This window comes from Acidithiobacillus sulfurivorans, assembly GCF_018853815.1.
In the GTDB taxonomy this organism is placed as follows: Bacteria; Pseudomonadota; Gammaproteobacteria; order Acidithiobacillales; family Acidithiobacillaceae; genus Acidithiobacillus; species Acidithiobacillus sulfurivorans.
In genome coordinates this window covers 1-24,907 of record NZ_JAAOMP010000030.1, presented here as the reverse complement: position 1 = coordinate 24,907, position 24,907 = coordinate 1, and the positions used below count along the sequence as shown (strand labels likewise).

25 protein-coding genes, 1 tRNA gene and 1 pseudogene are annotated in these 24,907 nt (G+C 51.2%); 12 read left to right on the top strand and 15 right to left on the bottom strand.

Annotated elements, in window-relative coordinates:
• The 11 genes from HAP95_RS17015 to secB all read right to left on the bottom strand — a co-directional run.
• On the bottom strand, nt 1-108 hold a 108-nt coding region (locus HAP95_RS17015; RefSeq protein ID WP_319026190.1), incomplete at its 3' end, for a ChbG/HpnK family deacetylase.
• A gap of 1 nt (nt 109) precedes the next feature.
• Entirely contained in the window at nt 110-1,540 is a 1,431-nt protein-coding gene (hpnJ, locus tag HAP95_RS02695) for a hopanoid biosynthesis associated radical SAM protein HpnJ (protein ID WP_215882835.1), read from the bottom strand.
• Nucleotides 1,540-2,715 (bottom strand): bacteriohopanetetrol glucosamine biosynthesis glycosyltransferase HpnI, encoded by a 1,176-nt coding sequence (gene hpnI / locus HAP95_RS02690; RefSeq protein ID WP_215882834.1) that lies wholly within the window; start codon nt 2,713-2,715, stop codon nt 1,540-1,542. Before hpnI ends, hpnJ begins: the two co-directional genes overlap by 1 nt.
• Before the next feature lie 40 nt (nt 2,716-2,755).
• Nucleotides 2,756-3,745: a hopanoid-associated sugar epimerase gene (gene hpnA, locus HAP95_RS02685; RefSeq protein WP_215882833.1), complete on the bottom strand. Its 990-nt coding sequence runs from the start codon at nt 3,743-3,745 to the stop codon at nt 2,756-2,758.
• Nucleotides 3,742-4,464, bottom strand: a complete 723-nt coding sequence (locus HAP95_RS02680; protein ID WP_215882832.1) for a phosphorylase family protein — start codon at nt 4,462-4,464, stop codon at nt 3,742-3,744. The genes hpnA and HAP95_RS02680 overlap by 4 nt, the downstream gene beginning before the upstream one ends.
• The gene (shc, locus tag HAP95_RS02675; RefSeq protein ID WP_215882831.1) at nt 4,446-6,425 is read right to left on the bottom strand and encodes a squalene--hopene cyclase; all 1,980 of its coding nucleotides are present in this window, start codon (nt 6,423-6,425) and stop codon (nt 4,446-4,448) included. Before shc ends, HAP95_RS02680 begins: the two co-directional genes overlap by 19 nt.
• Nucleotides 6,422-7,462, bottom strand: coding sequence for a phytoene/squalene synthase family protein (locus HAP95_RS02670; protein ID WP_215882830.1), 1,041 nt, complete (start codon nt 7,460-7,462; stop codon nt 6,422-6,424). The genes shc and HAP95_RS02670 overlap by 4 nt, the downstream gene beginning before the upstream one ends.
• Before the next feature lie 123 nt (nt 7,463-7,585).
• Entirely contained in the window at nt 7,586-8,992 is a 1,407-nt protein-coding gene (locus HAP95_RS02665) for a sigma-54-dependent transcriptional regulator (RefSeq protein WP_215882829.1), read from the bottom strand.
• An 8-nt stretch (nt 8,993-9,000) separates the two neighbouring features.
• A complete protein-coding gene (locus HAP95_RS02660) occupies nt 9,001-10,452 on the bottom strand; it encodes a sensor histidine kinase (RefSeq protein WP_215882828.1) in 1,452 nt (483 codons plus the stop codon).
• Between the two features lie 4 nt (nt 10,453-10,456).
• A complete protein-coding gene (locus HAP95_RS02655) occupies nt 10,457-11,497 on the bottom strand; it encodes an NAD(P)H-dependent glycerol-3-phosphate dehydrogenase (protein ID WP_215882827.1) in 1,041 nt (346 codons plus the stop codon).
• A 3-nt stretch (nt 11,498-11,500) separates the two neighbouring features.
• Nucleotides 11,501-11,950, bottom strand: coding sequence for a protein-export chaperone SecB (secB, locus tag HAP95_RS02650; RefSeq protein ID WP_010636876.1), 450 nt, complete (start codon nt 11,948-11,950; stop codon nt 11,501-11,503).
• A gap of 141 nt (nt 11,951-12,091) precedes the next feature.
• On the opposite strand from secB, the gene HAP95_RS02645 reads away from it, so the two are divergent.
• Nucleotides 12,092-12,167 (top strand) — tRNA-Glu (locus HAP95_RS02645).
• A gap of 97 nt (nt 12,168-12,264) precedes the next feature.
• On the opposite strand, the gene HAP95_RS02640 is transcribed toward HAP95_RS02645, so the two are convergent.
• Together HAP95_RS02640 and HAP95_RS02635 are read right to left on the bottom strand one after the other, a co-directional pair.
• Nucleotides 12,265-12,684: a PIN domain-containing protein gene (locus tag HAP95_RS02640; protein ID WP_215882826.1), complete on the bottom strand. Its 420-nt coding sequence runs from the start codon at nt 12,682-12,684 to the stop codon at nt 12,265-12,267.
• Complete coding sequence (locus tag HAP95_RS02635) at nt 12,672-12,995, bottom strand: AbrB/MazE/SpoVT family DNA-binding domain-containing protein (RefSeq protein ID WP_215882825.1); 324 nt, start codon at nt 12,993-12,995, stop codon at nt 12,672-12,674. Before HAP95_RS02635 ends, HAP95_RS02640 begins: the two co-directional genes overlap by 13 nt.
• Before the next feature lie 155 nt (nt 12,996-13,150).
• On the opposite strand from HAP95_RS02635, the gene HAP95_RS02630 reads away from it, so the two are divergent.
• The 5 genes from HAP95_RS02630 (at nt 13,151) to HAP95_RS02610 (ending at nt 15,677) form a co-directional block, all read left to right on the top strand.
• Complete coding sequence (locus HAP95_RS02630; RefSeq protein WP_215882824.1) at nt 13,151-13,390, top strand: hypothetical protein; 240 nt, start codon at nt 13,151-13,153, stop codon at nt 13,388-13,390.
• A 69-nt stretch (nt 13,391-13,459) separates the two neighbouring features.
• Nucleotides 13,460-13,696 (top strand): antitoxin, encoded by a 237-nt coding sequence (locus tag HAP95_RS02625; RefSeq protein WP_215882823.1) that lies wholly within the window; start codon nt 13,460-13,462, stop codon nt 13,694-13,696.
• Nucleotides 13,693-14,085 (top strand): type II toxin-antitoxin system VapC family toxin, encoded by a 393-nt coding sequence (locus tag HAP95_RS02620; RefSeq protein ID WP_215882822.1) that lies wholly within the window; start codon nt 13,693-13,695, stop codon nt 14,083-14,085. Before HAP95_RS02625 ends, HAP95_RS02620 begins: the two co-directional genes overlap by 4 nt.
• Nucleotides 14,086-14,148: 63 nt before the next feature.
• Nucleotides 14,149-14,937 (top strand): ABC transporter permease, encoded by a 789-nt coding sequence (locus HAP95_RS02615; RefSeq protein ID WP_215882821.1) that lies wholly within the window; start codon nt 14,149-14,151, stop codon nt 14,935-14,937.
• On the top strand, nt 14,937-15,677 hold the full coding sequence (locus tag HAP95_RS02610; RefSeq protein ID WP_215882820.1) for an ABC transporter ATP-binding protein: 741 nt from the start codon (nt 14,937-14,939) through the stop codon (nt 15,675-15,677). Before HAP95_RS02615 ends, HAP95_RS02610 begins: the two co-directional genes overlap by 1 nt.
• Before the next feature lie 69 nt (nt 15,678-15,746).
• Here the strand turns inward: HAP95_RS02610 and HAP95_RS02605 are convergent, their stop codons facing one another.
• Nucleotides 15,747-16,139, bottom strand: a complete 393-nt coding sequence (locus HAP95_RS02605; protein WP_215882819.1) for an IS110 family transposase — start codon at nt 16,137-16,139, stop codon at nt 15,747-15,749.
• Nucleotides 16,140-16,235: 96 nt separating this feature from the next.
• Between HAP95_RS02605 and HAP95_RS02600 the strand changes: the two are divergent.
• The 5 genes and pseudogenes from HAP95_RS02600 to HAP95_RS02580 all read left to right on the top strand — a co-directional run.
• A pseudogene (locus HAP95_RS02600) lies at nt 16,236-16,690 on the top strand (transposase); the annotation flags it as partial.
• Nucleotides 16,691-17,228: 538 nt separating this feature from the next.
• Nucleotides 17,229-18,362, top strand: a complete 1,134-nt coding sequence (locus tag HAP95_RS02595) for an ATP-grasp domain-containing protein (RefSeq protein WP_215882818.1) — start codon at nt 17,229-17,231, stop codon at nt 18,360-18,362.
• Nucleotides 18,363-18,421: 59 nt separating this feature from the next.
• Entirely contained in the window at nt 18,422-19,864 is a 1,443-nt protein-coding gene (locus HAP95_RS02590) for a hypothetical protein (protein WP_215882817.1), read from the top strand.
• Between the two features lie 22 nt (nt 19,865-19,886).
• Complete coding sequence (locus HAP95_RS02585) at nt 19,887-21,002, top strand: Gfo/Idh/MocA family protein (protein WP_215882816.1); 1,116 nt, start codon at nt 19,887-19,889, stop codon at nt 21,000-21,002.
• Between the two features lie 10 nt (nt 21,003-21,012).
• Nucleotides 21,013-22,986 (top strand): aminotransferase class I/II-fold pyridoxal phosphate-dependent enzyme, encoded by a 1,974-nt coding sequence (locus HAP95_RS02580; protein ID WP_215882815.1) that lies wholly within the window; start codon nt 21,013-21,015, stop codon nt 22,984-22,986.
• Nucleotides 22,987-23,152: 166 nt separating this feature from the next.
• Here HAP95_RS02580 and HAP95_RS02575 read toward each other — a convergent pair whose 3' ends face one another.
• Nucleotides 23,153-24,133 carry a glycosyltransferase gene (locus tag HAP95_RS02575; protein WP_215882814.1) on the bottom strand — a complete coding sequence of 327 codons (981 nt, stop codon included), beginning with the start codon at nt 24,131-24,133 and terminating at the stop codon, nt 23,153-23,155.
• Nucleotides 24,134-24,437: 304 nt separating this feature from the next.
• On the opposite strand from HAP95_RS02575, the gene HAP95_RS02570 reads away from it, so the two are divergent.
• A partial coding sequence (locus HAP95_RS02570; protein ID WP_215882813.1) for a Druantia anti-phage system protein DruA occupies nt 24,438-24,907 on the top strand: 470 nt, incomplete at its 3' end.

Here is a 24,907-nt window from a genome sequence, read left to right as displayed (position 1 = left end):
GGTCAGCACGCCCTTCTGATATGCTGATTCCACCGCCTCATTAACCGCCAGATCCAGTCCGAAATCGTCGGCGTTAACGACCAGCCGCCGGGTATGCCCCTGCCCCACTTCAGCCGTGGCGTTGCCGCAGGAAGCGCACAAACTCGACGCCCTCCCGCAAACGACGCTTCATCATCTGGGTGCTTTTGAGCATCTCAGCGGTGATTTCAGCAATTTTTCCGGCGCGGAAGTAGAAACGCTTGTACATGGTTTCCACCGAGTCAAAAATTTCCGTGTGATTCAGGTGCGGATAACTCATGGGGCTGATCTGCACACCCCGGTCATTGACCAGGTGGGCCTCATCTTCCTCGGTCAACCAACCCTGCTCCTTGGCCTGGTTGTACAGAAAAGTGCCGGGATAAGGTGCCGCCAGTGAAACCTGAATAGTGTGAGGATTGATTTCCTTGGCAAATTCAATAGTCTTCTGGATGGTTTCCTTGGTTTCGCCAGGCAGGCCAAGAATGAAAGTACCATGAATGACAATACCCAGCTTGTGACAGTCCGCAGTGAACTTACGAGCCGACTCCACTTTGATGCCTTTCTTGATGTTATTCAGAATCTGCTGATCGCCCGACTCATAACCCACCAGCAACAGGCGCAGGCCGTTTTCATGCAGTACCTTGAGGGTCTCGTAAGGCACATTGGCTTTGGCGTTGCAGGACCAGGTCACTCCCAGCTTGCCCAGACCCCGGGCGATTTCCTCAGCACGCGGGCGATCATCGGTAAACGTATCGTCATCAAAGAAAATTTCCTTCACCTGCGGGAAATTTTTCTGGATGTAACGCACTTCCTCAATCACATTGGCCGCACTGCGGGTCCGATAACGATGTCCGCCAACCGTCTGCGGCCAAAGACAGAACGTACACTGAGACCGGCATCCTCGTCCCGTGTAAAAAGAAATATAGGGATGCTTGAGATAACCAATAAAATAATCCTCAATATGCAGATCCCGCTTGTAGACTTCAGAGACAAAAGGCAAGGAGTCCATATCTTCAATCATGGCCCGGTCGGGGTTATGAATCAGCTGGCCGTCTTCCGCACGATAATTGATGCCATCCACTTCACTCAGGGGCCGACCTTCGGCAATTTCCTTGAGGGTAAAATCAAATTCTTCCCGGGCGACAAAATCGACGGCATGCCCCGCTTCCCGCAAAGACGCGTCGGGTTCTACCGCCACTTTGGCCCCGACCAGGCCAATCATCATTTTCGGATAGTGCTCCTTGAGCAACTCTGCCATGCGCACATCCGATGCAAAAGAAGGGGTGCTGGTATGAATGATGCACAACTCGTATCCAGCAGCCACTTCCAGGGTTTCTTCCACGCTCACGTCGGCGGGGGGTGCGTCCAGCAGGCGACTGCCGGGGATCATCGCAGCGGGCTGGGCCAGCCAGGTGGGAAACCAGAAAGAACGAATTTCCCGCTTGGCCTGGTAACGGGAACCAGCACCGCCGTCAAAACCTTCAAAGGAAGGAGCCTGCAGGAAAAGGGTTTTCATCGTCATTATGTTACTCCATCGTGGCCGTTCAGACGCCCGTCGGCGGTGACCGCATATTGTGACCCTCTCCAGGCAACGCGCCGTGCAAAGAGGGCATGAAACCAAATCCACAGCCCCAGAAAATCTGCCAGCAGGGCCGTACCCAAACAATCCGTTGCACCGAGTTTGTGCATAATTTGCCTATGGTACACGAGGCGCAACAAGAGAACCATACCCAGCGGTATGATCCCCCAATAACCGACCCCCCAAAACATCCAGGGCGTCAAAACCGTAACCAACGGCAGTGGATAGCTGAAAAAAGAAAAAAAGTGGCCCAGAGGCTGAACACTGCGCGTAGTCCGCGACCAGCGCAGGGCGTGCTGGTAAAATGTCCGAAAATTGGCCTCATGGACCTGAGTATCCACCACATAATCTGCCAAGATGGTGGCCTTCCCCAACTGGCGGGCGCGGGCTCCCAGCCAGTAGTCGTCCGCCAGTTGATCCGCCAGGCTTTCCAGCCCGCCTATCGCCTCCAGCGTAGAGCGCTGCAACGCCATGGTTGCCCCCCCACAAAATATATTGGGCCCCAAGCGTGCGGAAACCCGTACAGAAGGCAAAAAAAGGCTGTTGATTTGGCTCGCAAGTAGTCTGGAACTGAAATGATGGTCAGGAAGCCCGCGATATAAACAGGTCAGCACACCGGTCTGAGAGTCCATCAGCGGCGTTAGCAGATGACGCAAATACTGCGGTCCCACCACGATGTCAGCGTCGCTGATCAGCAGCAAATCATGATTACAGGCCGCCAAAATACCCGCGAGATTATTCACTTTGGGGTTACAACCCAATAGGCTTTCGCTCAATATCCAGCGCAGGGACAGGGCAGGAAATTCGCGTTGCAAGCGCTGGACCACAGCAAGCGCCGGATCAGCAGCGTCCTGTACTCCACAGATCATTTCGTAGTGGGGATAATCCTGCAGACAAAAACTACGCAGGCAGTCATACAGGTTACCATCCTCTCCATGCAGGGGCTTAAGCAGACTGAGAGCGGGCAACTCTTGAATAGTATTGGGTAAAAAACTGGCATCCGTATTCGTCAGGACCGGTTGCCAGACACGCAGCACCCACATGGCCAGCAATTGATAACCCAATGCCGCCAAAGCCAGCAGAAACGCCAGGCCTAACAGCCCTTCCTCAAAACCCATAAGCAGTCATATCCTGAACGGTGAGTTCTTGAATCCAGTCTTAAAGATAATGATTTTCCGCAAACCATTTTACTGCATCGCGCAGGGCCTCTTCGGCGGGACGATGTACATAATGCAGCCTTTCCTCGGCCTTCTGTGAGGAAAAATACATTTTGTGAGCGGCCATCCGCAACTCATCCACGGTCACTAAAGGAGTGCCCCGGCCACGCGCACGGACCACACTTTCTGCGGCCCAAGCCAGGGGGAACAACAGGTTGCGAGGAATACGCAGCAGGGGTGAACGCTTTCCGGTAAGCCCGGCAATGCGGGTCAAAATAGCCTGCAAGGACAAATTATCTCCGCCAAGGATGTAGCGTTGTCCCGGCTCTCCGTGCAAATAGGCCTGCCAGTGGCCCATGGCCACATCATCCACATGCACCACATTCAGTCCAGTATCCACATAGGCGGGCATTTTTCCGGCAGCGGCATCACGCACCAGCCGCCCGGTAGGCGTCGGCTTGCGGTCGGCAGGCCCGACAGGTGTGGAGGGATTCACCATCACAATGGGTGCAGACTCGTTCCGACAAAGCTGTTGCAGAGCTTCCTCAGCCATAAATTTGGAGCGTTTATAATGGCCGATCATATCGGCAAGACTGGACGGAGCCGCTTCATCCGCCACCCGGCCATCGGCATAATGACCCAGCACGGCAACACTGCTGGTATAAACCATGCGCTCCACCCCGGCGTCCAATGCCGCCCGGGCCAAACGCTCCGAGCCGCTGACGTTGGCCGCATACATGGGCTGCGGATCAGGCACCCAAAGACGATAATCCGCCGCCACATGAAAAACCAGCTGACAACCTGCTACGACTTTATCCAGGGCCTGAGCATCGGCCAGGTCTCCCAACACCGGCTCCACATCCAGACCTTCCCAGTTGCTGGAATCTGCACCGCTGCGGTGCAACACCCGTAATTCCAGCCCTTCAGCGAGCAGACGGCGTAACACCGCTCCGCCGACAAAACCCGAGGCACCCGTCAATAAGGCTTTCATACGCTGTTGGCTTCCTGTAAATGCGACTGAATCAGGCGCGGCTGAACCAGACGCAGGGTGTGTACGGCGGCCTGCATCTGCCGGCCCAAACCCATGAGCGGCGGCAAATCACCCGGATGGCGCAACAATCCCCGCAACAGGGGCATAACCTGGGGACGACCATAACAATCGACACTGTGAGTGGCTGTTGCAGGGAGGGACTGATGGGCAGGATCCACTACGCTGCGAATCGCCAGAAAAGGGATACCGGCTTGCGCTGCCCGTTGCGCCACGGCCCCACTTTCCATATCCACCGCCTGAGCTTCCGGATAATCTGCCCGGAGTTGGGCCTTGGCCGCCACCGATGCACAGGCTTCACTGACTGAGCAAAGCCCCCCCGCCAGCACTTTACCGGAAAATTGTTGCAACAGCGTACTCCGCCAGTCCGAGTCGGCAGGCCAGCTACGGCCCGCCCAGAATATGTGCTCGGGAACCAGCAAATCCCCGGCCCGACCGGCCGGATTCAAGCCTCCGGCAGTGCCCCAGGACAAGAGCCTGTCTACCCCGGCTTGCAGCAACTGTTCAGCCGCCTGATCAGCCCGTACCGGCCCCATTCCCGAAACCACCATGCAAAACTGTGGCTGAATGTCTATCACTGCCTGGTAGCGCAGCTTCCCGGAAAAAAGGATGCGCGCCTCGGCAGCCAACGCCACCACGACACCTATCCGCTGCGGCTGCATCCCAGGTTCCGGAAACGGGCCAGCGCCCAAAGCGGGAAATAAAAACTGTAGCCGTGGTAAATGAGGTAAAACACCTTGGGGAAGCCGGGCGCATTAAAAAAAGGATCCTGCCAGCCACCCTCGCCATCCTGATGGGTCTGCAACCATTGAATACCGCGACGCAGGGCGATGGAGCCGCGATCTCCCGCCGCCATCAAACCCAGGCAGGCCCAAGCAGTCTGGGCCGCCGTAGAAGCCTGACCAGCTCCCGCCAGACCGGGTTCTGCGTAGGAATCGTTATTTTCCCCCCAACCGCCGTCTTCCTGCTGCATGGCCCGCAACCAGTCAGCGGCCCGGTCCATGGCCGGTTGCAAGGAAGGATCCTGCAACTCCCCCAGAGCCATCAGCACCGACCAGGTTCCATAAATATAGTTGGTCCCCCAACGTCCAAACCAGGCCCCGGAAGACTCCTGCTCACGCAACAAATAAGCGACGGCCCGGCGCAGCACATCGCGATCACGAGGCCTGCCCAGGTAGCCAAGAAACGCCACCACCCTGCCCGTCACATCCGCTGTAGGCGGATCCAGCAAGGCCTTATGATCAGCAAACGGGATTTCATTTAAATAATAGTGGGTATTATCCACATCGTAAGCACCAAACCCACCATTGCGGGATTGCATTCCCGCCAGCCAGTTTGCCGCTTTTTCGATACTTTCCCGATCTTCAGGACGCCCGGCGCGCGCCAAGGCCCAGGCCACTGCCGCCGTATCATCCAGATCGGGGTAGTGGGGATTCGCATACTGAAAAGCCCAGCCGCCTCCTGCCAGCTGCGGGCGCTGCACCTGCCAGTCACCCGGATCACTGCAAATCTGCCGTTCCTTGAGCCAGGCAATGGCTTTTTCCTCTTCGCCGGTAATTCTGTCTGATCCACCGAATCCATCAACAGCGTCGGCTTCCAGCAACGCGTGAAGGGCCAGGCAGGTGTCCCAGACCGGTGACATACAGGGCTGACAGTAGGCATCCTCAGCGCGCTCCACCACCAGCTTGCGCAGCGCCGCACCCGTAGCCTGACGGTAAGGATGTTCCGGCGCATAGCCCAACAAAGCCAGCGCTTCATGGGCATTGACCATAGCCGGAAAAATACCATTCAGACCATCTTCCCCGTTAATCCGGGCCGTAAACCACAGTTCGGCGCGACGCACCGCAATGCGGCGAATGGCCGCAGGAATCCAATTTTCAATAAAGCCCCAAAAACGATCCAGCGCCAGAAAACTGCGCGCCACCAGGCCCTGTCGCGATGCAGCAAAGTAGTCCTGAATTTGTTCTGGAGGGTGACGAAATAATTCACGAATATGCACCTGCAAGGGATTTTTGGCCTGGGCCTTGAGGCTGCATAAAATAAAAAGAGGCACCATGACGGTCCGCGACCAGGACGCCACCTTGTAAATCTGAAAAGGAAACCAGCGCGGCAAAAGCATCACTTCCACCGGGATGGAGGGCACGGCACGCCAAGGCACCTGGGCGAACAAGGCCAAAGTGATTCTGGTGAATACATTGGCATGTTCGGCGCCGCCATGGGCGAGAATGGCTTCTCTGGCACGACGCATGTGGAGCAGATCCGGCACATCTCCCGCCAGTTTCAGCGCGTAATAGGCCTTCACGGAAGCACTCAAATCAAAATGACCACCATAATACAGCGGCCAACCGCCGTGATCCGCCTGCTTGCTGCGCAAATACACCGCCATTTTGGACTCCAGCGCCGCATCACGCTCATCCATATAGTGCTGCATCAGAATAAATTCGGCCGGAATGGTGCAGTCCGCCTCAAACTCAAAACACCAGTGCCCATCAGGAGCCTGTTTTTCAAGGAGTAACGACTGGGTATGTTCCAAAGCACGGTCCAAAGCCCGGTCCAGAGTCTGCTCCAGCGTGCGACGCAAATACCCGCCTACCAGCGGCAACGGCTGCAGCACACGGTTCATGCGGTCGCTACCCATGCCGTTTTGCGCAGAGGTTTAATACCCGCCCGGAAACTGGCCAGCAACAATGCATCCGAACGATGCATGAGCTTGGATAACATAACCACCCACTGCACACTATTACGACTGATTTTCACCTCAGCACCCGATGCAAAGGCGGGATTCTCGGCAATACGCCGTAAAGTCAGCACTGCCATCGCCAAGGCCCAGAGACAAAAATCACGCATGCCGGTCTGATCCGCAGGAATCATCAAGGTATATTGCAGAGCGTTTTCCAGATGTCCGGCGGCTATATCCAGCAGGCTTTGCAAGGCTGCCTGAAAGCTTGGGTCGTGACTACCGGGCTGGACGGCGGCAATATCACAACCATATTGAGCAAACACGCTGGACGGCATCCAACTGACCCCGCGGGCCCAGTCATCCCATATATCCTTGAGAATATTGGTCATTTGCAGACCCTGACCAAAAGAAACCGCCAGGCGTTGCATTTCTGTTTCCTGAGCACGCAAACGCGGTTCGTACTCCACAAAAAGGCTGGTCAGCATTTCACCAACCACGCCCGCCACCACATAGCAGTAATGATCCATGGCGGGCATGTCCACCAGCCCTTTCAGGGAAGCGTGCTGCTGAAACTCGGCCATGCCCGCCCCCATAATGCGAACACAGCGCGCCAGAGCCGCTTGCTGGCTGGCACTGAAACTGTGGGTAATCTGCACTACATCGGCCGTATGGCGAACCAGATCATGTTCTGCCTCAGGCATATCTGTAGACAGTTGCGCAGCAAATCCTCCCGCAAACGCCGCCGGATCTGCGTGGCCCTCAACCACCTGCAAAAACACCTGCTGCCAGTGGGCTTTTTCTTCCCAGGGCATAACGGGGTCATCTTCAATAGTATCGGCAATACGGCACAGCAAATAACCATTTCCGACCGCTGCACGCAAGGCCTCAGGCAATTGCGGAATGGTCAGCGCAAAAGTGCGGGAAACAAGTTGCAGGCTTTGTTGCTGCCAGGCTAAAGCCTGATCTAGCGCCGCAGTCATGCGGCGGTCCTGACTGGTGACATCCAAACTCCTTGTTTTATTGGTCCGGGCGCCAGTGCTGACCCGTCACATCGCGGCAATGTAACTATCTCGCAACAATTCCGCAAGTATAGACTATTTTTATCAAGACTCCCCGTCATCTCCCAGACCATGTTTGCGGACCCGATAGCGCAGAGTCTCGCGGGTAATCCCCAACACCCGCGCGGCTTTGGTCACATTCCCCTCGTTCAGACTCAGTACCTGCTGGAGAATCTGCCGTTCCATAGCCTCCAGATCCATGCTGCCATCCATGGGCAGAATAATGTGTTGGTCATCCACCGGACAGCCAGACGGCGCCGGACAGGCGTTATTGAGATTACCGGGCAACTGCAACCATTCCCTGGGCAGTTCTTCGCTTTCGGAAAACAGCACCGCGCGTTCAATCACATTACGCAACTCCCGGACATTTCCAGGCCAGTCGTAAGACTCCAGCGCGGTCCACACGGCCGGGCTGATATAATGCACGCGCTTGCTGGCCTGAGCATTGAATTCCGCCACAAAATGCGGCACCAGTGCATGCAGATCGGCTTTACGCTCGCGCAAGGAAGGCAAGGCCAGACGAAATACGCTCAGACGATGGAACAGATCCGCACGAAAAGCACCTTGAGCTACCTGAGCATCCAGATCCCGATTACTGGCGGCAATAAAACGCACATCCACGGCAATGGGGCGATCCCCCCCCAGTCGGCGCAAACTGTGATCTTCAATGACTTTCAACAATTTGGCCTGGAGTTCCAGCTCCATTTCCGAAATTTCATCCAGAAACAGGGTGCCGCCACTGGCCTGCTCCACTAACCCCCGATGCCGCACGGCGGCCCCGGTAAAAGCCCCCGGCTCATATCCAAACAACTCGGATTCCAGCAATTCCCGGGGTAAAGCTGCACAGTTGATTTCCACCATGGGACCGCCAGCCTGAGCGCCACTATAATGCAGAATGCGCGCAGCCAGTCCCTTACCCGTGCCCGTTTCTCCGGAAATCACCAAGGCACTATAGGGAACCTGACTGAGACGATCGAGCATGTTGCGCACGTCAGCGGCAGCCGGACTTTCCCCCAGATAGGTTTCGGGACGATAGCGGCGATGCTGGTTAGAGGTATCCTCCGCTACCCGGCGCTGGGCACGAGCACCCCGGCCAGCCGAGCGCACCACCATCTCCAGACGTTCCATTTCACAGGGCTTTTCCAGAAAATCGTAGGCACCCAGCCGCAACGCCCGCACCGAATCAGGCACGCTCCCGAAGGCCGTCAGAAAAATCCACTCTCCGGCACCGCCTTTGGCTCGCACCTTTTCCAATAAATCCAGACTATTACCATCCGGAAGATTGAGGTCCGCCAGGGTAACCAAAGGGCTGAGATCCTGCTTCAACAAGAGCTCTTCGGCATCGGCAAAGCGTTCCGCCCAATGCACTTCCCAGCCTTCCTTTTCAAAAAAGCGGCACATTTCCCGCCCCAGAAAAATCTCGTCCTCAATAATCAGCAACGCATCAGCCATGTTGTTAATTACTCCTTACCAGCAATGTCAGGACAAGGTAATACCAAACCTACTTCTGCCCCATGCGGATCCCGATTACGCAATTGCACCTCTCCCCCCAGACTGCGCACAAAACGCCGCACCATGGATAAACCCAGCCCTGTTCCCTGTTCCTTGCTGCTGGCAAAGGGACGAATACCCTCGCGCAACAAGGTATCAGGAAAACCCGGACCATTATCAGACACCGTCACTTGCAATTGTTTATCCACCTGGGCAATAGCTACGCTGATCGTTCCACCCTCGCTGGCCAGCGCCTGCATGCTGTTTAAAATGAGATTGAGCAACGCCTGACGAAACTGATCCAAGGGTAACAGACAATCGCGACAATCTCCCGGCAAGAGTTCCAGTACAACCTGGGCAGGCATCTGATAACGCAACAAATTCAGCAGGGTTTCCACCGTTTCGCGGGGTGCCACCCGGCGACCTTTTTCATGAACCTGACGGGCGCCGCGCAATTGCTGATCCAGCAAACGACTGACCCGACGCAATTCCTCTTCCATCAGGCCCAGACGTTCCGCCAGCTCCGGATCGCGGATTTCCCGACGGATATTCGCACAACCCACCTGCAATCCTGCCAGCGGATTACGCAATTCATGAGCAAAGGCCGCAGCGGCCTCTCCCACCGCCGCCAGGCGCTCCGAGCGGGCCACCGCCGCCTGTTGCGCCACCAGAGTATGGGCTGCTTCATTCACTTCCCGCTGCAAATCCTGCAAATACTGGCGCCGGGTTTTTTCCAGCTCTTCCAAACGGCCGATCATGTGATTGTAATACTGCAGCAACGGACTGATGCCAGGATCCGCATGGGCTTCCGTCACCCGCCGAAAAGCGCCGATTTCCAGAGAACGCATGGCCCCCTGCAAACGCCGCAATGGACCTAAAATTCGCAGACGGAAAAACGCCAACGTCACCAGCACAAAAATCATGAACGCAAACAGCGCCACGGCCGTTCCAATCAGGGTATAGCGGGCATCATGCCCCGCCGCCAATACCAGCCTGCGACCGCGCAGATGCTCTTCCATGCTGACATCCGAAAGCTGTAATAAAGCCTGAGGCAAGAGCGCCGGATCCTGTTTGGCCATCAACGCCTGCAAACGTCTCCAGTGCGCATTGGTTTTGACCTGCTCCGGATGCGCCGCCGCAATCCGGACCAGATTGCCCTGCAGCACGGGCAGCGCCGCAGCAGAACCGTCACTATGCCAGGTACGCAAGGTTTCCTGAGAAGTCTGCGCCAAGCTCGCCATGTAGGCCGTATAAGCATCCAGCGTATGCAAATCCTGGTTGGTGTGGACCAGCAGCACGCCGAGCAGCAGCAAAGCCAACACCACAAACTGCACCAGCAAAAAACCAATGGTCCGGAAGGGCGCAAAAGGGATGCGCTTGCGGCTGTCTGACCCGCCACCCGGCAAACGCAAAATCGCCATGGACCTAGGAACTCCCCTTAACCGGGGAAACGGTTATGGACTTCAGATCAGCAGAATGCTCGGCGCGCGCAGCACGGCGCATCAGTTGTTCACTGGCCTCGCGCGGGTCAGCACCGGCGTAAAGCACCCGATACACCTGCTCGGTAATGGGCATATCTACCCCCAGCCGCTGGGCCAGCAAAAATAAAGCCTGGGCACTGCGCACCCCTTCCGCCTCCTGGCCCAGATCACGCAATACAGTCTCCAAAGACAAACCCCGCCCCAGGCCCATACCCACCCGGCGATTGCGCGACAAATCACTGCAGGCCGTCAAAATCAGATCCCCCGCCCCGGTCAATCCCATAAAGGTTTCCGTGCGCCCTCCCAATGCCGTACCCAAACGGTGCAATTCGGCAATGCCACGGGTAATGAGCGCAGCGCGGGCACTGTCGCCATTGCCCAGCCCATCGGAAATGCCTGCCGCAATAGCCAGCACATTTTTGATCGCCCCACCCAGACACACGCCCGCCACATCATCACTGCGATACACGCGCATCTGGTCACTGGCAAACACGTCCACCACCCGCCGCGCATCATCCATATTCGCAGCAGCGGCAGTCATGGCCAGCGGTTTACCCATAATCAGATCATGCGCAAAACTCGGCCCGGAAAGTACCACTTTAGGCAAGGTCGGACAGCTTTCATCCAGCACCTGATCCAGACGCAAGGCACTCGGCAACTCCAGCCCTTTGGAAGCCAGCACCAGCAACAGATCCGGGTGTAATAAAGCTTGGGGAATAGTCGCCAGAACCGTCCGCAAGGCATGGCTGGGAACCGCCAGCAACACCCCTTCAGCGCCATCCAGCGTCGCCGCCAGATCAGAGCCTACGTCAAGACCGGACGGAAAACCGATATCAGGAAAAACCGGGGATAAACAAGTGGAATCCATAAAACCCGGCAAAGTTTCCGGGTGGCGTCCCCAGAGCCGCACCGCATGGTCCTGGCGGCACAAATGCACCGCCAACGCGGTTCCCCAGTGCCCGGCTCCAAGAACAGCCCAGCGCATGGCTTATTGCGTCGTGTGGCCCACTTGTTCTTGCTGCGCCTGCTGATACAGCGCCTCAAAATTGACGGGATGCAGATGCAGAGGCTGGAAACCGCCGCGTCCCACCATATCCGCCACCACTTCACGGGCATAAGGGAACAGAATGGTCGGACAATGCACAGCTATCAGCGCAGGCAAATGTTCTTCCGGAATATTCTGAATCCGGAACAGCCCCGCCTGCTGCACTTCCACCGCAAAGTAGGTGCTCTCACCCGCCTTGGCCTTGACCGTCACCGTCAGAATCACTTCCGTCAAGCCATCCATGCCCTCAACCTGGTTGCTGGCTGTATTCAGACCCACATCCACGGTGGGCGCCTCGGTCTGTACAAAACTCAAAGGGGCGTTGGGCGACTCAAAAGAACTGTCCTTCACATATACCCGTTCAATCATGAATACTGCTTCTGCTTCTTCCATAAGATCCTTCTTCATACCGGTGGTTAAAAGTACACTCCGCCCAGTCTAACCGAAGACCCCCCTGCGGGGCTATGGAGTGAAAGCCCGAAAATACACTTGCCCTGAAGCGCGCTTCTGTGTACGATTCTCCCCGCTGTCCAGGTCCCCATCGTCTAGCGGCCTAGGACACCGCCCTTTCACGGCGGTAACGGGGGTTCGAACCCCCCTGGGGACGCCAAATCAAACAACAAGCCAGAGACCGAACAGGAAACGTCCCATATCTTCCAGACAGTCACTGAATGGGTTGTATAGTCGGTATCTTCATGCTCAACGATTTAAGGTCCTACCAGCAAGAACGATCTTATAGTCATAACGCGCACGGGCAAGTCGGGCAATCCCATCAGTGGGCCGAAATGACGTATATCTCCGGTCAATAGAACATCTACGCCAGATGCTACGGCAGAAGCCAGCACCGGAAGATCCTTGGCGTTCAAATCCACAGAGAAATTCACCTGATCGGCGTGCGGCACTACGCGAACGTTTGTCAAAAGATTTTCCAGAACAGATTGAGCCGCTGGGCGTTTTCGTACAATGTTGCGCCGCGCTTCAGTCAGACAATAGCTGCTGCTGTGGAGGATAACTTTACGCTGTTTGGCCAGATCCCAAAGCAGTGCAAAGGCCTCTCCGCCCAGCGCAGCAGAAAAGAGGATGTTGGCATCCAGAAAAATGCTGACTGGGTGACTTATGCGTCCCAACGGGCTTTAGCCTGCATCAGTTCTTCCTGAGTCATTGCTGATGCTTCGGCAAAAGCAGCGATGCGTTCTTCGTCATAGATTTCCACAGGGAGAACCACGGCCGGGTCCAAAATGATCCGTCCACCTTCCAAATGGATCAAAAGGGTGTCACCGGGTTTCAGCCCCAATCGTTTGCGGGTATCTGCGGGCAGGGTGATCTGGCCGCGAGGGCTGATTTGTGTCGTGATGTCCATGAATGAATGATGGCTGAAAATCAGAAAGTAGGCAACTGAGTTTAGCACTTCCACGATGGTCAAAAAGGCCGTTGGCACCAAAAGCGCGCCCATTGGTATTGAATAAAATCTGTGCAAGACGTGCTATTCTGAAAAAAATCATGGACGCGTGAAGAAAATATGACGGAAGTTCTGGTCGCAATAGAACCGAAATCCATCTATGCTCGGAATCATACGTCAGAGAGAGCAGTAACATGACAGAAAATATTGAGAATCTTATGCTGGAACACCTGAAACGATTCCAGTCTGGACAAGATCGCATCGAGCGCAAACTGGATGATTTAACACGGCGTGTTAACAATCTGGAATCAGGGCAGGCCCATATCATTCAGCACTTGGAAACACTGGCTGCTGCCGATGCTCAACAGCAACTTAGGGCGGACGAGTTCAACCAGCGGTTAGAGCGCATTGAGCGCCGCCTGGAGCTATCCTGATTCAAATCTGGACCATTGCGGCGGCTCCATGGGCGTGATAACGTCACGTTATCACCTCTGGAGGTCATCATGCGCAAAGTTTTTCATACCCGCCAATTCATGGCTGGCAATTCACCTGCCGTCCGTATCCCTGTGAGTATGGCCTTCCCGAAACAGACCAAATTGGTCGTGATTCGAGAGGGAAACAGGCTCATCGTGGAGCCTGAAGAAGATTCACTCCAATCGCTTCCGGCGCTGTTCGCCGCGCTGCGACCGCAGCATACCGGCGAGCGCCCGGAGTTTATCAAGACGGAAAGATCCTGGTGATACTGCGCTACCTGCTGGACACCAACATTTGCATCTACCTTATGAAGGAGCAGCCCGCATCAGTCATCCGGCGCTTTGCGGCCTGCAAGCCCGGTGAAATTGGGATCAGTTCGATCACCTGGGCGGAGTTGTGTTGTGGCCTGGACGTGCATAACAGCCAGTTCGAAATGGCCACGCTCTTGAGCAGCCTGATCGTCAATAATTTTGATGTGGATGCAGCAGACCTCTTCGGAAAGCTCTCCCGTCAGTTTCCAGTCAGAAAGAGCAGCTTGGACCGCATGATTGCCGCACATACTTTATCGCTGGGAGTTACGCTGGTGACCAACAACACGGCTGATTTCGATCTCTATGCCGAAGCAGGACTGGTTGTTGAGAACTGGGTGGATTGACCTACCCGACCATAAACGCTAAGGTTTCGCTCCAACCAAGTGCAGCCCCGAGATAAGCAAAACGTGCCCAACCCGATTACCACCACCCTGCGACCCTACTGGCAATACCGCGACCTGGTCCGCAATCTGGTCATTAAGGATCTGAAAGTCCGCTACCAGGGAGCCGTGCTCGGTTTCTTCTGGTCTTTGGGCAACCCGCTGGCGCTGATTCTACTTTACGACTTCGTGTTTACCCACATTTTTCGCAGTAATCTGCCCAATTATATTTTGTATCTGGTCATCGGCGTCCTGCACTATAATTTGTTTTCCCAGGCGGTCAGCCAGAGTTGCGAAAGTCTGACCAGTGCTTCGGGGCTCATCCAGAAAATCTACTTCCCGCGCATTTTGGTACCCACCTCCAGCCTGCTGTTTACCCTGGCCTTGTGGGTCATCGCCATCTTCATCCTGGTAGTGCTGTACCCCTTTCTGGGCGGTGTTTATCACTGGGGTTTGCTGTTGTATCCCTTGGCGCTAGGTCTGTATATTGCCTTTATTTGGGGAATTGTGCTGACTTTTTCGGTGTTGCAGGTAGAACTCCGTGATCTGAAGCACATGGTGGACATTGCCCTCATGTTCGGCTTCTGGTTCACCCCCATTGGCTATGACATTCATGTACTGAAACCCACAACCCGAGAGATCATTTCCCTGAATCCGCTGACCCAGTTTATGGACCTGTTCCACGCCCTGCTCTATTCGGGCACCCTACCCGCCCTGAATCACGTCCTCATCGCCTGTGCCTGGACCATCGGCACGGTGAGTGTGGGCATGGTGCTGTTCCGCCGCAAAGCCCGGCATCTGGTGGAAGACCTCTGATGCCGCCCGCCATTATTGTTGAGCACGTCAGCAAGGAATTTATCCTACGCCATAATCGCGCACTGGGGCTGAAAACCCGTTTTCTCGGACTGTTTCACAAAAACAAGCGGGAGAAACGCGAACATTTTCTGGCACTGGATGACGTCAGCTTTACGGTAGAACAGGGGGAAGCGCTAGGCTTGCTGGGGCATAATGGTTCCGGCAAGAGCACCCTGCTGCAGATTATCGCCGGGATATTGCAGCCAAGCAAAGGGCGGGTCATCGCCAATGGACGGGTGGCCCCCTTGATTCAATTGGGAGTAGGTTTCAACCCTGAATTGACGGGCTATGAAAATATTTTTCTGAATGCCAGCCTCTATGGGTTTCTGAACAAGGATGTCCGCAAGCGGGTCAAAGACATTATTGAATTCTCCGAGTTGGAGCATTTCATTGACACGCCTCTTAAAAATTATTCCTCGGGTATGCAAATGCGTTTGGGCTTTGCGGTTGCGGTAAATCTGCAACCAGACATCCTACTGGCAGATGAGATATTGGCAGTAGGGGATCAGGCATTTCAGGATAAGTGTCTGGATAAAATTGCCGAGATGCGCAGCAATGGTATGTCTTTGATTCTAGTTTCTCATAGCGAGGATCAAGTGAATAAGTTTTGTAATTACTACGTAAGGCTTGACCATGGTGTAACCATAGATCATGGACCGATAATAAAACTAGAAGTAGAAAAAGTTGAATTTCAACAATGAATTTTTTAAATACAACATACTGTTCTAAATAACTAAATGACATCAGACGAATCATCTTAATTTACCATCTCAAGCAGCATCCCTACTATGGTGGACCCATGGGGCAGGTCTGTGCATCTGGCAATAGCGGGCAATGAGCCGGGCGTCCGCTTTGTCTGTTTTGGTCCGGGAAAGTTCGGTTTTACCAAAGGCGTGAATCAAGGCTGGATTCATCACACTGATCAGCAACGGCTGTTGCGCCAGAAAGCGCGCCAGGCTTCGGCCATAGGCGCCAGTCGTTTCCATACAGAGGTGGGCCTTGAGGGCCTCCTGCTTCTCCAACCAATCCAGGAATTGCCGGAACCCCTCAGGATTATTGGAAAAGACCTTGCTGCGATATTTACCATTGGGTTTCAGCAGAGCAACATCGAATTTGGCTTTCGCTACGTCAATACCAACAAAGGAAACGGGATCCATCATCATGCACCTCCTTGACTAGCATAATGGCGGTCTACGGACTATAGTGGACCCCAGATTTGAGACAGTAGTTTAAGCTTGTTGTCTGGTCAGGAGGAGACGATGAGCGCAGCAAAGCGGAAAGTGTACGGAGCAGCCTTTAAGGGCAAGGTGGGGCTGGAGGCGATCCGGGGCCTGAAAACCATCAACGAAATTGCGCAGGAGCATGGGGTACACCCGGCGCAAGTGGGGCAATGGAAGAAGGCCATTCTGGAGCAGGTGGGTACGTTATTTGAGGGCAAGCGTGGCCCGCAGCCTATTGATGCGCACAGCGACCCGGAACATCTCTACAGTGAAATCGGGCGATTGAAAGTCGAACTGGATTGGCTGAAAAAAAAGTTCGGAGTGTGACGGTAGAGACTCGGCGGACTTGGATCGTGCCGAATCCGTCGATCTCTATTCAACGGCAGTGTCACCTGGCTGGAGTGGCCCGAGCCACGGTTTACGCGCAGCGACCCGAAAAGCCGTTGAGTGTGGAAGATAAAGTGCTCATGGATTTACTGGATAGAAAAAAAACGCCTAATATAACTGCGAGGGTCCGTATGGCAGCTTTAAACCCTCGCTGATGACCAATACTAGAGGAGCACCAAACATGAATGCCGTTTTGTCTTCTATCATCTCCGAGTTTGCGGCCGCCGAGCAGTCGGTCAGCTGCACGACTTGCTGTGGGCCAAGATTGCCTCCGCCAGCACGCTTCAGACAGCGCGAAACGTCATGATTCTACCCATCTTCCGGCTTGGCGTCGGCCGACATAGATCTAGTCGCTGCCATAGACTACATCGGTCAGTATGAGTGAATGCAGTCGAACGTCTGTAGTAACGCCTGCGCATCTGTGTGTTGCCATTCAGCGCACTCCTACCTGTAGCGCATCAACGATCGTGGGCCAAGCTTGCGTGAGATCGTCGCGCACCAAAACTACATGCTCTATCTTGTTGTTACGGCCACCTGCATTGAGATCGTGAACGTGGTGTATGCCAGCCGTGAGCTCCAGATTTCTACCCCAAATGGGTAGCCTCATCGTAATGTCGCAAAAGGCCTCGCACGGAGATAAATCGATTGAAAGTTCTTCTTCTTGATCCTGCTTTCTCATCTGTTCCAATACATGATTATTTGGTTGGTGTTGGCCACGAAGTTTGGACCATAGGTAATAGGGTCAATGATCCCCTTGCACTTAGCTATCCAGATCGTTGGATCAAAGGAAACTACAATGATACAGATCTCGTAAGTAGGGTTATTGATACTTACCATTTTGATATGGTCGTGCCTGGCTGCACTGATGTATCCATGGAAACCTATGTTCGCGTTGCCCTACAACCCCATTATCATTACACATTAGAAAGTGATCAGATCCTTAGTAAAAAGCCACTTTTCAGAAAGCTTTGCGACAAGCTAAACCTGCCAGCACCGCATGCCGTACCGATCGATCAATTACCTAGTAGAGGCCGATACATCTGTAAGCCAGCTGACAGTTTCAGTGGACGCGGTGTGGTGGTATTCGATAGTGCGGACCGATCTGCAGCATCTGATGCTATAACCCACGCGAAGATGCACAGCCCAAGCGGACAGGTCGTCTGTGAAGAATTTATCGAGGGGCAACTTTATAGCTACAGCGCTTTTGTAGAAAACGGCAATGTTGACGCAAGCTATATCGTCAAAGAAGGATCTCGTTATGACCAATTCTCGGTCGATACGTCTTATCTTGTAGATGATTACAATCTGTATTTTGAGGGACAAGTTCGTGCTTCTGTAGAGTCTGTATGCCGCAATTTGGGGCTTTGCGATGGCTTATTACATGTCCAGTTTATTGATGCTGGTGATCGAATCGCGCTTATAGAGATGACACGACGATGTCCTGGAGATCTTTATTCTAGCCTCATAGAATACAGTACGGGGCACCCCTATGCTGCCCGCTATGCGTCATACTTTGTTGGTCATAAACCACCAGAGACAGTGTCTACAAGGCGCCGCTTCGTTCTCAGGAGCACGATAAAGCAGGCATCATTGGATAACTTTCGAGGATTTGATCTTGAATTGGGATCGGGTCTTTTTAGTCTGGTTCCTACAATCCGCATCGGAGAAAAACTAGACCCCTCTACGAATATGCGCGTTGGCATAGCTTTTATAGAAATGCCAGACCAGGCTAGTTTAGAAAGAAAATACTTAGAAATGGTCAGTCATAGCAATTATTAAACAGAAAAACAACGGAATATACGCAACATCTTCGACATACTGTACAGGATTAACTTTTTATGGGAATACTAAAATGCATAGAAGACGTTATAAGTCGGGTAAGAGCGTGGCGGCAGTACGAAATTGTCAGTCATGACTTCGATAAAGATTTTTATCTTACTTCCAACCCAGATGTACGAGAAAGCGGTATGGATCCGATCAAGCATTACCTGCTGTCCGGCTGGAAGGAAGGACGTAATCCTCGAAGTGACTTCGATGTAAGATTCTATTTGAGACTCTATCCAGATATCATCTTTTCTGGAATGAATCCTTTTTACCACTATCTCGTATACGGTCGGGCAAACAATCTGAAGACAACAAGTAATCAGAAAACAGGCATCGTTCCAGACGAAACGACAGATTACTTGATTGGTCGCAGCGCTCATTATGTTCAGGATAGCAATTTCCCGATTGAGGCAGAAACGGCAGAAAATGTTATGGTAATCTTGATTCCAGAACACAATGAAATGTCTGGCGGAATATACTCATTTTTCTCGATCGCTAAAGCAGCTTATAAACTTCGCCATAAACACAACTATCACGTACTACTGATGACGCGACCCAATCCACATGACGAAACCTATTTACGGCAACGAAACTTTCGAAACAGTGAAGATGTCTTCCGCTTCGAGCAGATTGTGCGATGCCGGAACGCCAAGTCTGTCTACCTTCATATTCCTGAATATATGACATCAAACTTCGTCAATCTCCTTGACGATCGGACACACAACTATCTCCGTTCTCGAGAACGACTCTATGTTAACATTCTCAATCAAAAAACAGATATTATGCCAAAAAAAGAGGAGTTTGAAGATTTGCGCGCTCTAGCTGATGAGTTAACGCAATCGGTCGCTCACCACGCATATTTCGGTCAAAAATTCACTTCCCTCTACGATACGCCGATGTTGCTACTGCCGGCCTACACTGATATTAGTGAATACGATCCAATACCATTCGAGGAAAAGGATAAGCTCATCATTTATTCACCAGACGATATAAATTATCGAGATGCTGTACTGGAAGCATTAGCGAAAGGACTGCCGGACTATAAGCTGCGCGAAATCCGTGGTATTACGTTTGATCAATATATGGATCTCGCCACTAGATGTCGATTTTCTATAACATTTGGCGAAGGCTTCGATGGCTATATTGCTCAGCCAATTCACCAAGGTGGTATTGGCTTTGCAGTGTATAATGATGAATTTTTTCCGTCAAAGGAACTAGTAAATTATTACAATATATTCGCTTCTGGGGAGATGATGGTATCAGATATCGTTGATCGTATCCGCACACTTGAGCGTGATCCGGAGTTATATCGGCGAACTAATCAAGCCATGATAGACGTCTATAATAAGCTCTACTCTAGGGAAGACTATTTACAGCGCATTGAGATGCTGATTCATCGGCAGTTCGAAATCTACCCTCTTCATCTTTTTGAACAAGCCAATACGCTCCGCCTGTGAAACTGAAAAGGAATAATGGCATATGATAGATTCTGTATCTTCTAAAATTACGCAGACTGGCCCCAAGCAGAAAATTCGAATTCTACTCGTCGGCTGCGGCCTTGGCGGTAGAAAACACCTTGAATTGCTCGCCTATTCCACGCGAAGCATCCTTGCCGCTGTCGTCGCTCCATTAAGAGACTCCAATCTCGCTTGCGCATCGGAAATGAACGTACCACTTTTTGCTTCCATGGAAGAAGCGCTAGATCGCGTCGAAATTGATGCTGCGATCATCGCTTCACCAAACAATTTTCACGCCGAACAGACGATGCTTTGCATCAATAAAGGTGTGCCGGTTTTAGTGGAAAAACCACTGACAACAGATCTGTGGAGCGCGGCCGCAATCTGCCGGGAGTCAAAAACCCGAAACGTGCCTGTCCTCGTTGGACATCACAGAGCCTATAACCCGCTCCTTTTGGCCGCGAAGGAATTTATGAACTCCGAAAAATTCGGTGAATTCGTTGCAATGCAAGGGTCAGCTCTTTTTCGAAAGCCAGAGCACTATTTCAAAGAAGGGCCTTGGCGGACTCGGATTGGCGGTGGCCCAATACTCATAAACCTCATCCACGAAATAGGTGTTATCCGATTTCTATGTGGCCCGATCAGTGCAGTCTCAGTATTGGCCAGCAATGCACGACGTCGTTTTGATGTCGAGGATACTGCAGCGATCTCAATAAGATTCAATAATGGAGCCCTAGGGACTTTTGTGCTCTCGGACATAGCGGCGAGCAACCGTAGTTGGGAGCTGGCAACTGGAGAAAACCCGGCATATCCGCATTCATCCGACGCCACTTGCTACCATTTTGCAGGAACTAAAGGCTCTCTTGATTTTCCAACTCTGCAGGCCAGATTCTACGAATCAAATGATACAGCTTCATGGTGGAATCCATTTATGACAGAAGTACTTTCTTCAACCCCGTTTGACCCCCTTAAAAGACAGCTTGCACACTTTGAAGATGTCGTCACCAAGAAAACTGAGCCTTTGGTTCCGGCGACAATTGGATTTGAGAACATGCAGGTTCTGGAAGCAATTCAGCAGGCTATCTTGACAGGAGAAACGATCAATCTGGACAATGACGCCGTGGACCAGAGAATTTAGGATATTAATTATGATGAACGATGATTTAGAATCCGGGCAGAATACCTATGTAGCAGAAAATTGTCCACCACTATATGTTAGTCAACCGCTATTACCAGATTTAAACCTGTTTAGTAATTCTGTTAAAAAAATCTGGGAATCAAAGCAAGTCACAAATAATGGGCCGCTCAGCCTAGAGCTTGAGAACAGACTTGCTACCCTCCTCAACACGCCAACAGCCATGCTTTTTAACAATGGCACTATAGGCCTGCTCACAGCGTTAAAGCTTTTCGATCTACCAGCTGGTAGTGAAGTTATAACGACACCTATGACTTTCGCAGCCACTGCGCATTCAATCGCATGGAACAATCTACGGCCAGTGTTTGCCGATATATCCGAGCATGACCTGACTATTGATCCAGAAGCTGTAGCTGCAGCAATTACACCACAAACATCTGCCATTTTGGCGGTCCATGTCTACGGCTGTATATGTGATCATGAAGCGCTAAAGCATCTCGCAGACTCACACGGGCTTAAGCTAATCTATGACGCAGCGCATGCTTTTGGTGCCAAATGGAACAACCAATCTGTTGCGACGCTCGGTGATGCAACAGTTTTTTCCTTCCACGCAACCAAATTGTACAATACGCTAGAAGGCGGCCTTCTAACAACACCATTTGCAGAGGACCGGGAAAAAATCTACCTGCTGAGGAACTTCGGCATTAAGAACGAGGAAGAGGTTGTCTCAATCGGCTTGAATGGAAAAATGAATGAGGTTCAGGCTGCAATAGGTATCCTCAATCTTGATCTTTTAGAAACAGAAAAAACACAACGAGCACTGCTGCGTGAGAGTTATCGCCGGATGTTATCTGGCTTAAAAGGAGTCAGCATTCAGGACGTTGCGCCGCATGTCACCCAATCAGAGCAATATTATCTTATCCGTATAAACCAAGATGAGTTTGGGCGCCATCGCGATGATATTAAAGCGGAATTAGAGCGCCATAATATCTTCTGTAGAAAATACTTCTTTCCACTATGTACAGATTATGACGTTTATCGTCATCTGAGGATTATAACGAAAAAACACAAGCCATATGCAGAAACGGCCAAAAATCAAGTCTTGTGTCTACCTTTCCATTCTGGAGTAAAAGATAATCATCTCGACATTATTGCGGATGTATTTCATAAAACTACCACCAGAAGGTTTTCCGCACGAAAACCTGAATATCTGGATTCCTATAACAAAAGCATACCGTGCGAATACATTGTAGGCAGCGAAAATCTTGGGGAATTCTTCTACAAAAAAGAACATGATGTCCTTATACGTGAAATACATAATGGAGTTAAAGTTATTGAGCAGATTCTCAATTGCTCGGATACCGATCTAAATAGTCGCGACTTTCTACTACAAAAATTTCTCGATTATGGTATCCCTTTGATGGATTCAGATATTTTTAGTCAATTCTCACCATCAATGAATAAAGGGGGATTTGGCGCAATTCAATTTCCTACTGAGTTTATCGATATGTTACGCAGGTTGATACCATTAGGAATATGTACTGCGGCTGAAATTGGCTCTTTCCGTGGTGGTAGCTCATATTTCATGGCAGCGGTTCTGCAAAGAGCAAGGAAAGACTTTACTTTAACAATTATAGATCCGGTTAATAACATGATTGGTTTTGATGCATTCAAATCAAAATTAAACATTGATAACAAAATACCGTCAACATCAGAAAACTTCGAAGGGCAGGTTTTTGATTTTGTGTTCATAGATGGCGCTCATGACTTTAACAGCGTTATGAGAGACTTCGAAAATGTCGGAAAATTTTCAAAAAAAGCAGTTGCTTTCCATGATATTCATGGTCATGAGTTTGACAACGAAGATGGAGGTACAGTAAAGGCGTGGGGCACGATCAAAGAAAGATTGCGGTTATCATCTGAAGTCTGCGAATACGCGCACAGCGTAGAAAGATCACTAGGAATTGGACTTATAATCCATTCATAAAATAGACATATATTAAAAATGAAACATAAATTCACTGAGTTAATTTGCCAATTTATGATGGACCATGAATCAAGACAAAAATATTTTAAGTTTATTCTGGTCCTGTTCCTTCAACCACAGCGGAATAACGCCGCCCCAAGTTATTGGGGTTGTCTAGCCCCACTTGTTAAAGCTTTAAAATGATAAATATCCTGGTTGCATAAATAAACTTTGCGACACTATACGGCAACTTTGCTAGGGTTTTTGAAACTATCCTCTTTTTTAGTGGTAGATAATTAGAAACAATATTCAGGCCTTCTTTTGCTCTTATAGCTTGATTCTTATTTTTCTTGAGAAGCCCCATTCTAAATGTGTGCAGCCAGCCATAATAAAATCTTGGCGCTATATAATCTCTAACCCAATAATCACCCTGATATTTATCGTCAGGATATTCATTGATTAGTATATAAAAATAATTTAAAAAACTTTTTTCCATTCTCTCTGAGTATGAATAACTGTCTTGATATATTCTCCACTGTATTAATGGTTTTTCTATAAATACTAATTCCCCGCATTGAAAGAAACGTAAAGATATTTCATCATCCTCATACCCGCTCAAAGTTTCGTTAAAACCACCAAGACTCAAGAACTGATCACGATCTACCAGCATTGTTCCGGGAAGAATAAACCCATTGTCGCCAAGCAAACATGTTATCTGAGTTTTAGGATGAGTTCCTAGTTTTTTTTCTCGTAAAAACCTTTTTGTAACAATTCGCGATTTACTGTCTATCCTGTCTAGATCGCTATACACCATTACACAATTATTATTTTTATTTGCCTTAAATGCTCGTACAGTTTCTGTGAGTCTATTTTTATACCAAACATCATCCTGATCTATAAAGGCTAAATATTTTCCTGATCCGAGTTTCGCCCCATAGTTTCTGGCTGATGACTGACCTCCGTTTTCTTTTCTGAAAAATTTTACCTTTTCATTATTCTTATACTTATCAATAAGCACCGTATAGTCTTCCGTTGACCCATCGTCAATTATAATTAGCTCAAATGAACTATAATCTTGCAATAAAACACTATTAATTGCATCAGTTAAGTATTTTTCAGATTTTCGAAAACCATTATAAACTGGGAGAACAACTGTAACATCAACCATTAAATCCACCTAGTTGCGAAATAAGAATATCAACAATATCAATCAACTTTTCACCATTATATAACTTGAATAGGTTGAAAATCATTTTCTTTACTCAGATGTAGGCGGATTAAATTTCAATTATACTATTTCAGTTTTTGCACGTAACACCATGACTTCCTGGGTCGGATTCTCACCTATTCGCCACCTTTGGTCAAATAGGTGATCCCCCCAGGGCCATGTCAACCTTCCATCTAAGCTGCTGATGGAGTAGTACAAAGGCCTTTTCTGAACTTCTCAGGATAAATGCGGTAACTTTTGCCGCATGGATGCTCCTACACACTCTCCAAACCAGCAAACCAGCCTGCACCGTGTTCAGGTGCGCCCCATCCTGCCCACGGAGCGGGAACGCTGGAATACGCTGATGCAAACGCATCACTACCGGGGCTTTCGCACCTTGGCGGGCCGTAACCTGCGCTACGTGGCCACGCTGGATGACCGTTGGATAGCGTTGCTGGGCTGGCAAGCGTCCGCTTTTCAATGCCAGGCGCGGGATCGGTGGATCGGCTGGTCCTGGATCCTGCGCCGCCAGCGCTTGCATCTCATCGCCAATAACGCCCGTTTTCTGATTCTGCCCGGAGAATCTTTCCCGAATCTGGCGTCCCGTATTCTGGCGTTGAATCTGCGCCGACTCTCTGCGGATTGGCAATCCGTCTATGGGCATCCCATCGTGCTGGCCGAGACCTTCGTAGAATCCCCCCGTTTTACCGGCGCCTGTTACCGGGCTGCCAACTG

What these genes read in the sequence shown, in the direction of transcription:
- HAP95_RS02605 (WP_215882819.1), bottom strand. Translation starts at nt 16,139, where the DNA reads ATGATGATGGATCCCGTTTCCTTTGTTGGTATTGACGTAGCGAAAGCC.
- HAP95_RS02660 (WP_215882828.1), bottom strand. Translation starts at nt 10,452, where the DNA reads ATGGCGATTTTGCGTTTGCCGGGTGGCGGGTCAGACAGCCGCAAGCGC.
- HAP95_RS02680 (WP_215882832.1), bottom strand. Translation starts at nt 4,464, where the DNA reads ATGCAGCCGCAGCGGATAGGTGTCGTGGTGGCGTTGGCTGCCGAGGCG.
- HAP95_RS02665 (WP_215882829.1), bottom strand. Translation starts at nt 8,992, where the DNA reads ATGGCTGATGCGTTGCTGATTATTGAGGACGAGATTTTTCTGGGGCGG.
- HAP95_RS02610 (WP_215882820.1), top strand. Translation starts at nt 14,937, where the DNA reads ATGCCGCCCGCCATTATTGTTGAGCACGTCAGCAAGGAATTTATCCTA.
- hpnA (WP_215882833.1), bottom strand. Translation starts at nt 3,745, where the DNA reads ATGAAAGCCTTATTGACGGGTGCCTCGGGTTTTGTCGGCGGAGCGGTG.
- HAP95_RS02575 (WP_215882814.1), bottom strand. Translation starts at nt 24,133, where the DNA reads ATGGTTGATGTTACAGTTGTTCTCCCAGTTTATAATGGTTTTCGAAAA.
- HAP95_RS02585 (WP_215882816.1), top strand. Translation starts at nt 19,887, where the DNA reads ATGATAGATTCTGTATCTTCTAAAATTACGCAGACTGGCCCCAAGCAG.
- HAP95_RS02625 (WP_215882823.1), top strand. Translation starts at nt 13,460, where the DNA reads ATGCGCAAAGTTTTTCATACCCGCCAATTCATGGCTGGCAATTCACCT.
- hpnI (WP_215882834.1), bottom strand. Translation starts at nt 2,715, where the DNA reads ATGGGTTTTGAGGAAGGGCTGTTAGGCCTGGCGTTTCTGCTGGCTTTG.
- HAP95_RS02670 (WP_215882830.1), bottom strand. Translation starts at nt 7,462, where the DNA reads ATGACTGCGGCGCTAGATCAGGCTTTAGCCTGGCAGCAACAAAGCCTG.
- shc (WP_215882831.1), bottom strand. Translation starts at nt 6,425, where the DNA reads ATGAACCGTGTGCTGCAGCCGTTGCCGCTGGTAGGCGGGTATTTGCGT.
- HAP95_RS02580 (WP_215882815.1), top strand. Translation starts at nt 21,013, where the DNA reads ATGATGAACGATGATTTAGAATCCGGGCAGAATACCTATGTAGCAGAA.
- hpnJ (WP_215882835.1), bottom strand. Translation starts at nt 1,540, where the DNA reads ATGACGATGAAAACCCTTTTCCTGCAGGCTCCTTCCTTTGAAGGTTTT.
- HAP95_RS02630 (WP_215882824.1), top strand. Translation starts at nt 13,151, where the DNA reads ATGACAGAAAATATTGAGAATCTTATGCTGGAACACCTGAAACGATTC.
- HAP95_RS02655 (WP_215882827.1), bottom strand. Translation starts at nt 11,497, where the DNA reads ATGCGCTGGGCTGTTCTTGGAGCCGGGCACTGGGGAACCGCGTTGGCG.
- secB (WP_010636876.1), bottom strand. Translation starts at nt 11,950, where the DNA reads ATGGAAGAAGCAGAAGCAGTATTCATGATTGAACGGGTATATGTGAAG.
- HAP95_RS02590 (WP_215882817.1), top strand. Translation starts at nt 18,422, where the DNA reads ATGGGAATACTAAAATGCATAGAAGACGTTATAAGTCGGGTAAGAGCG.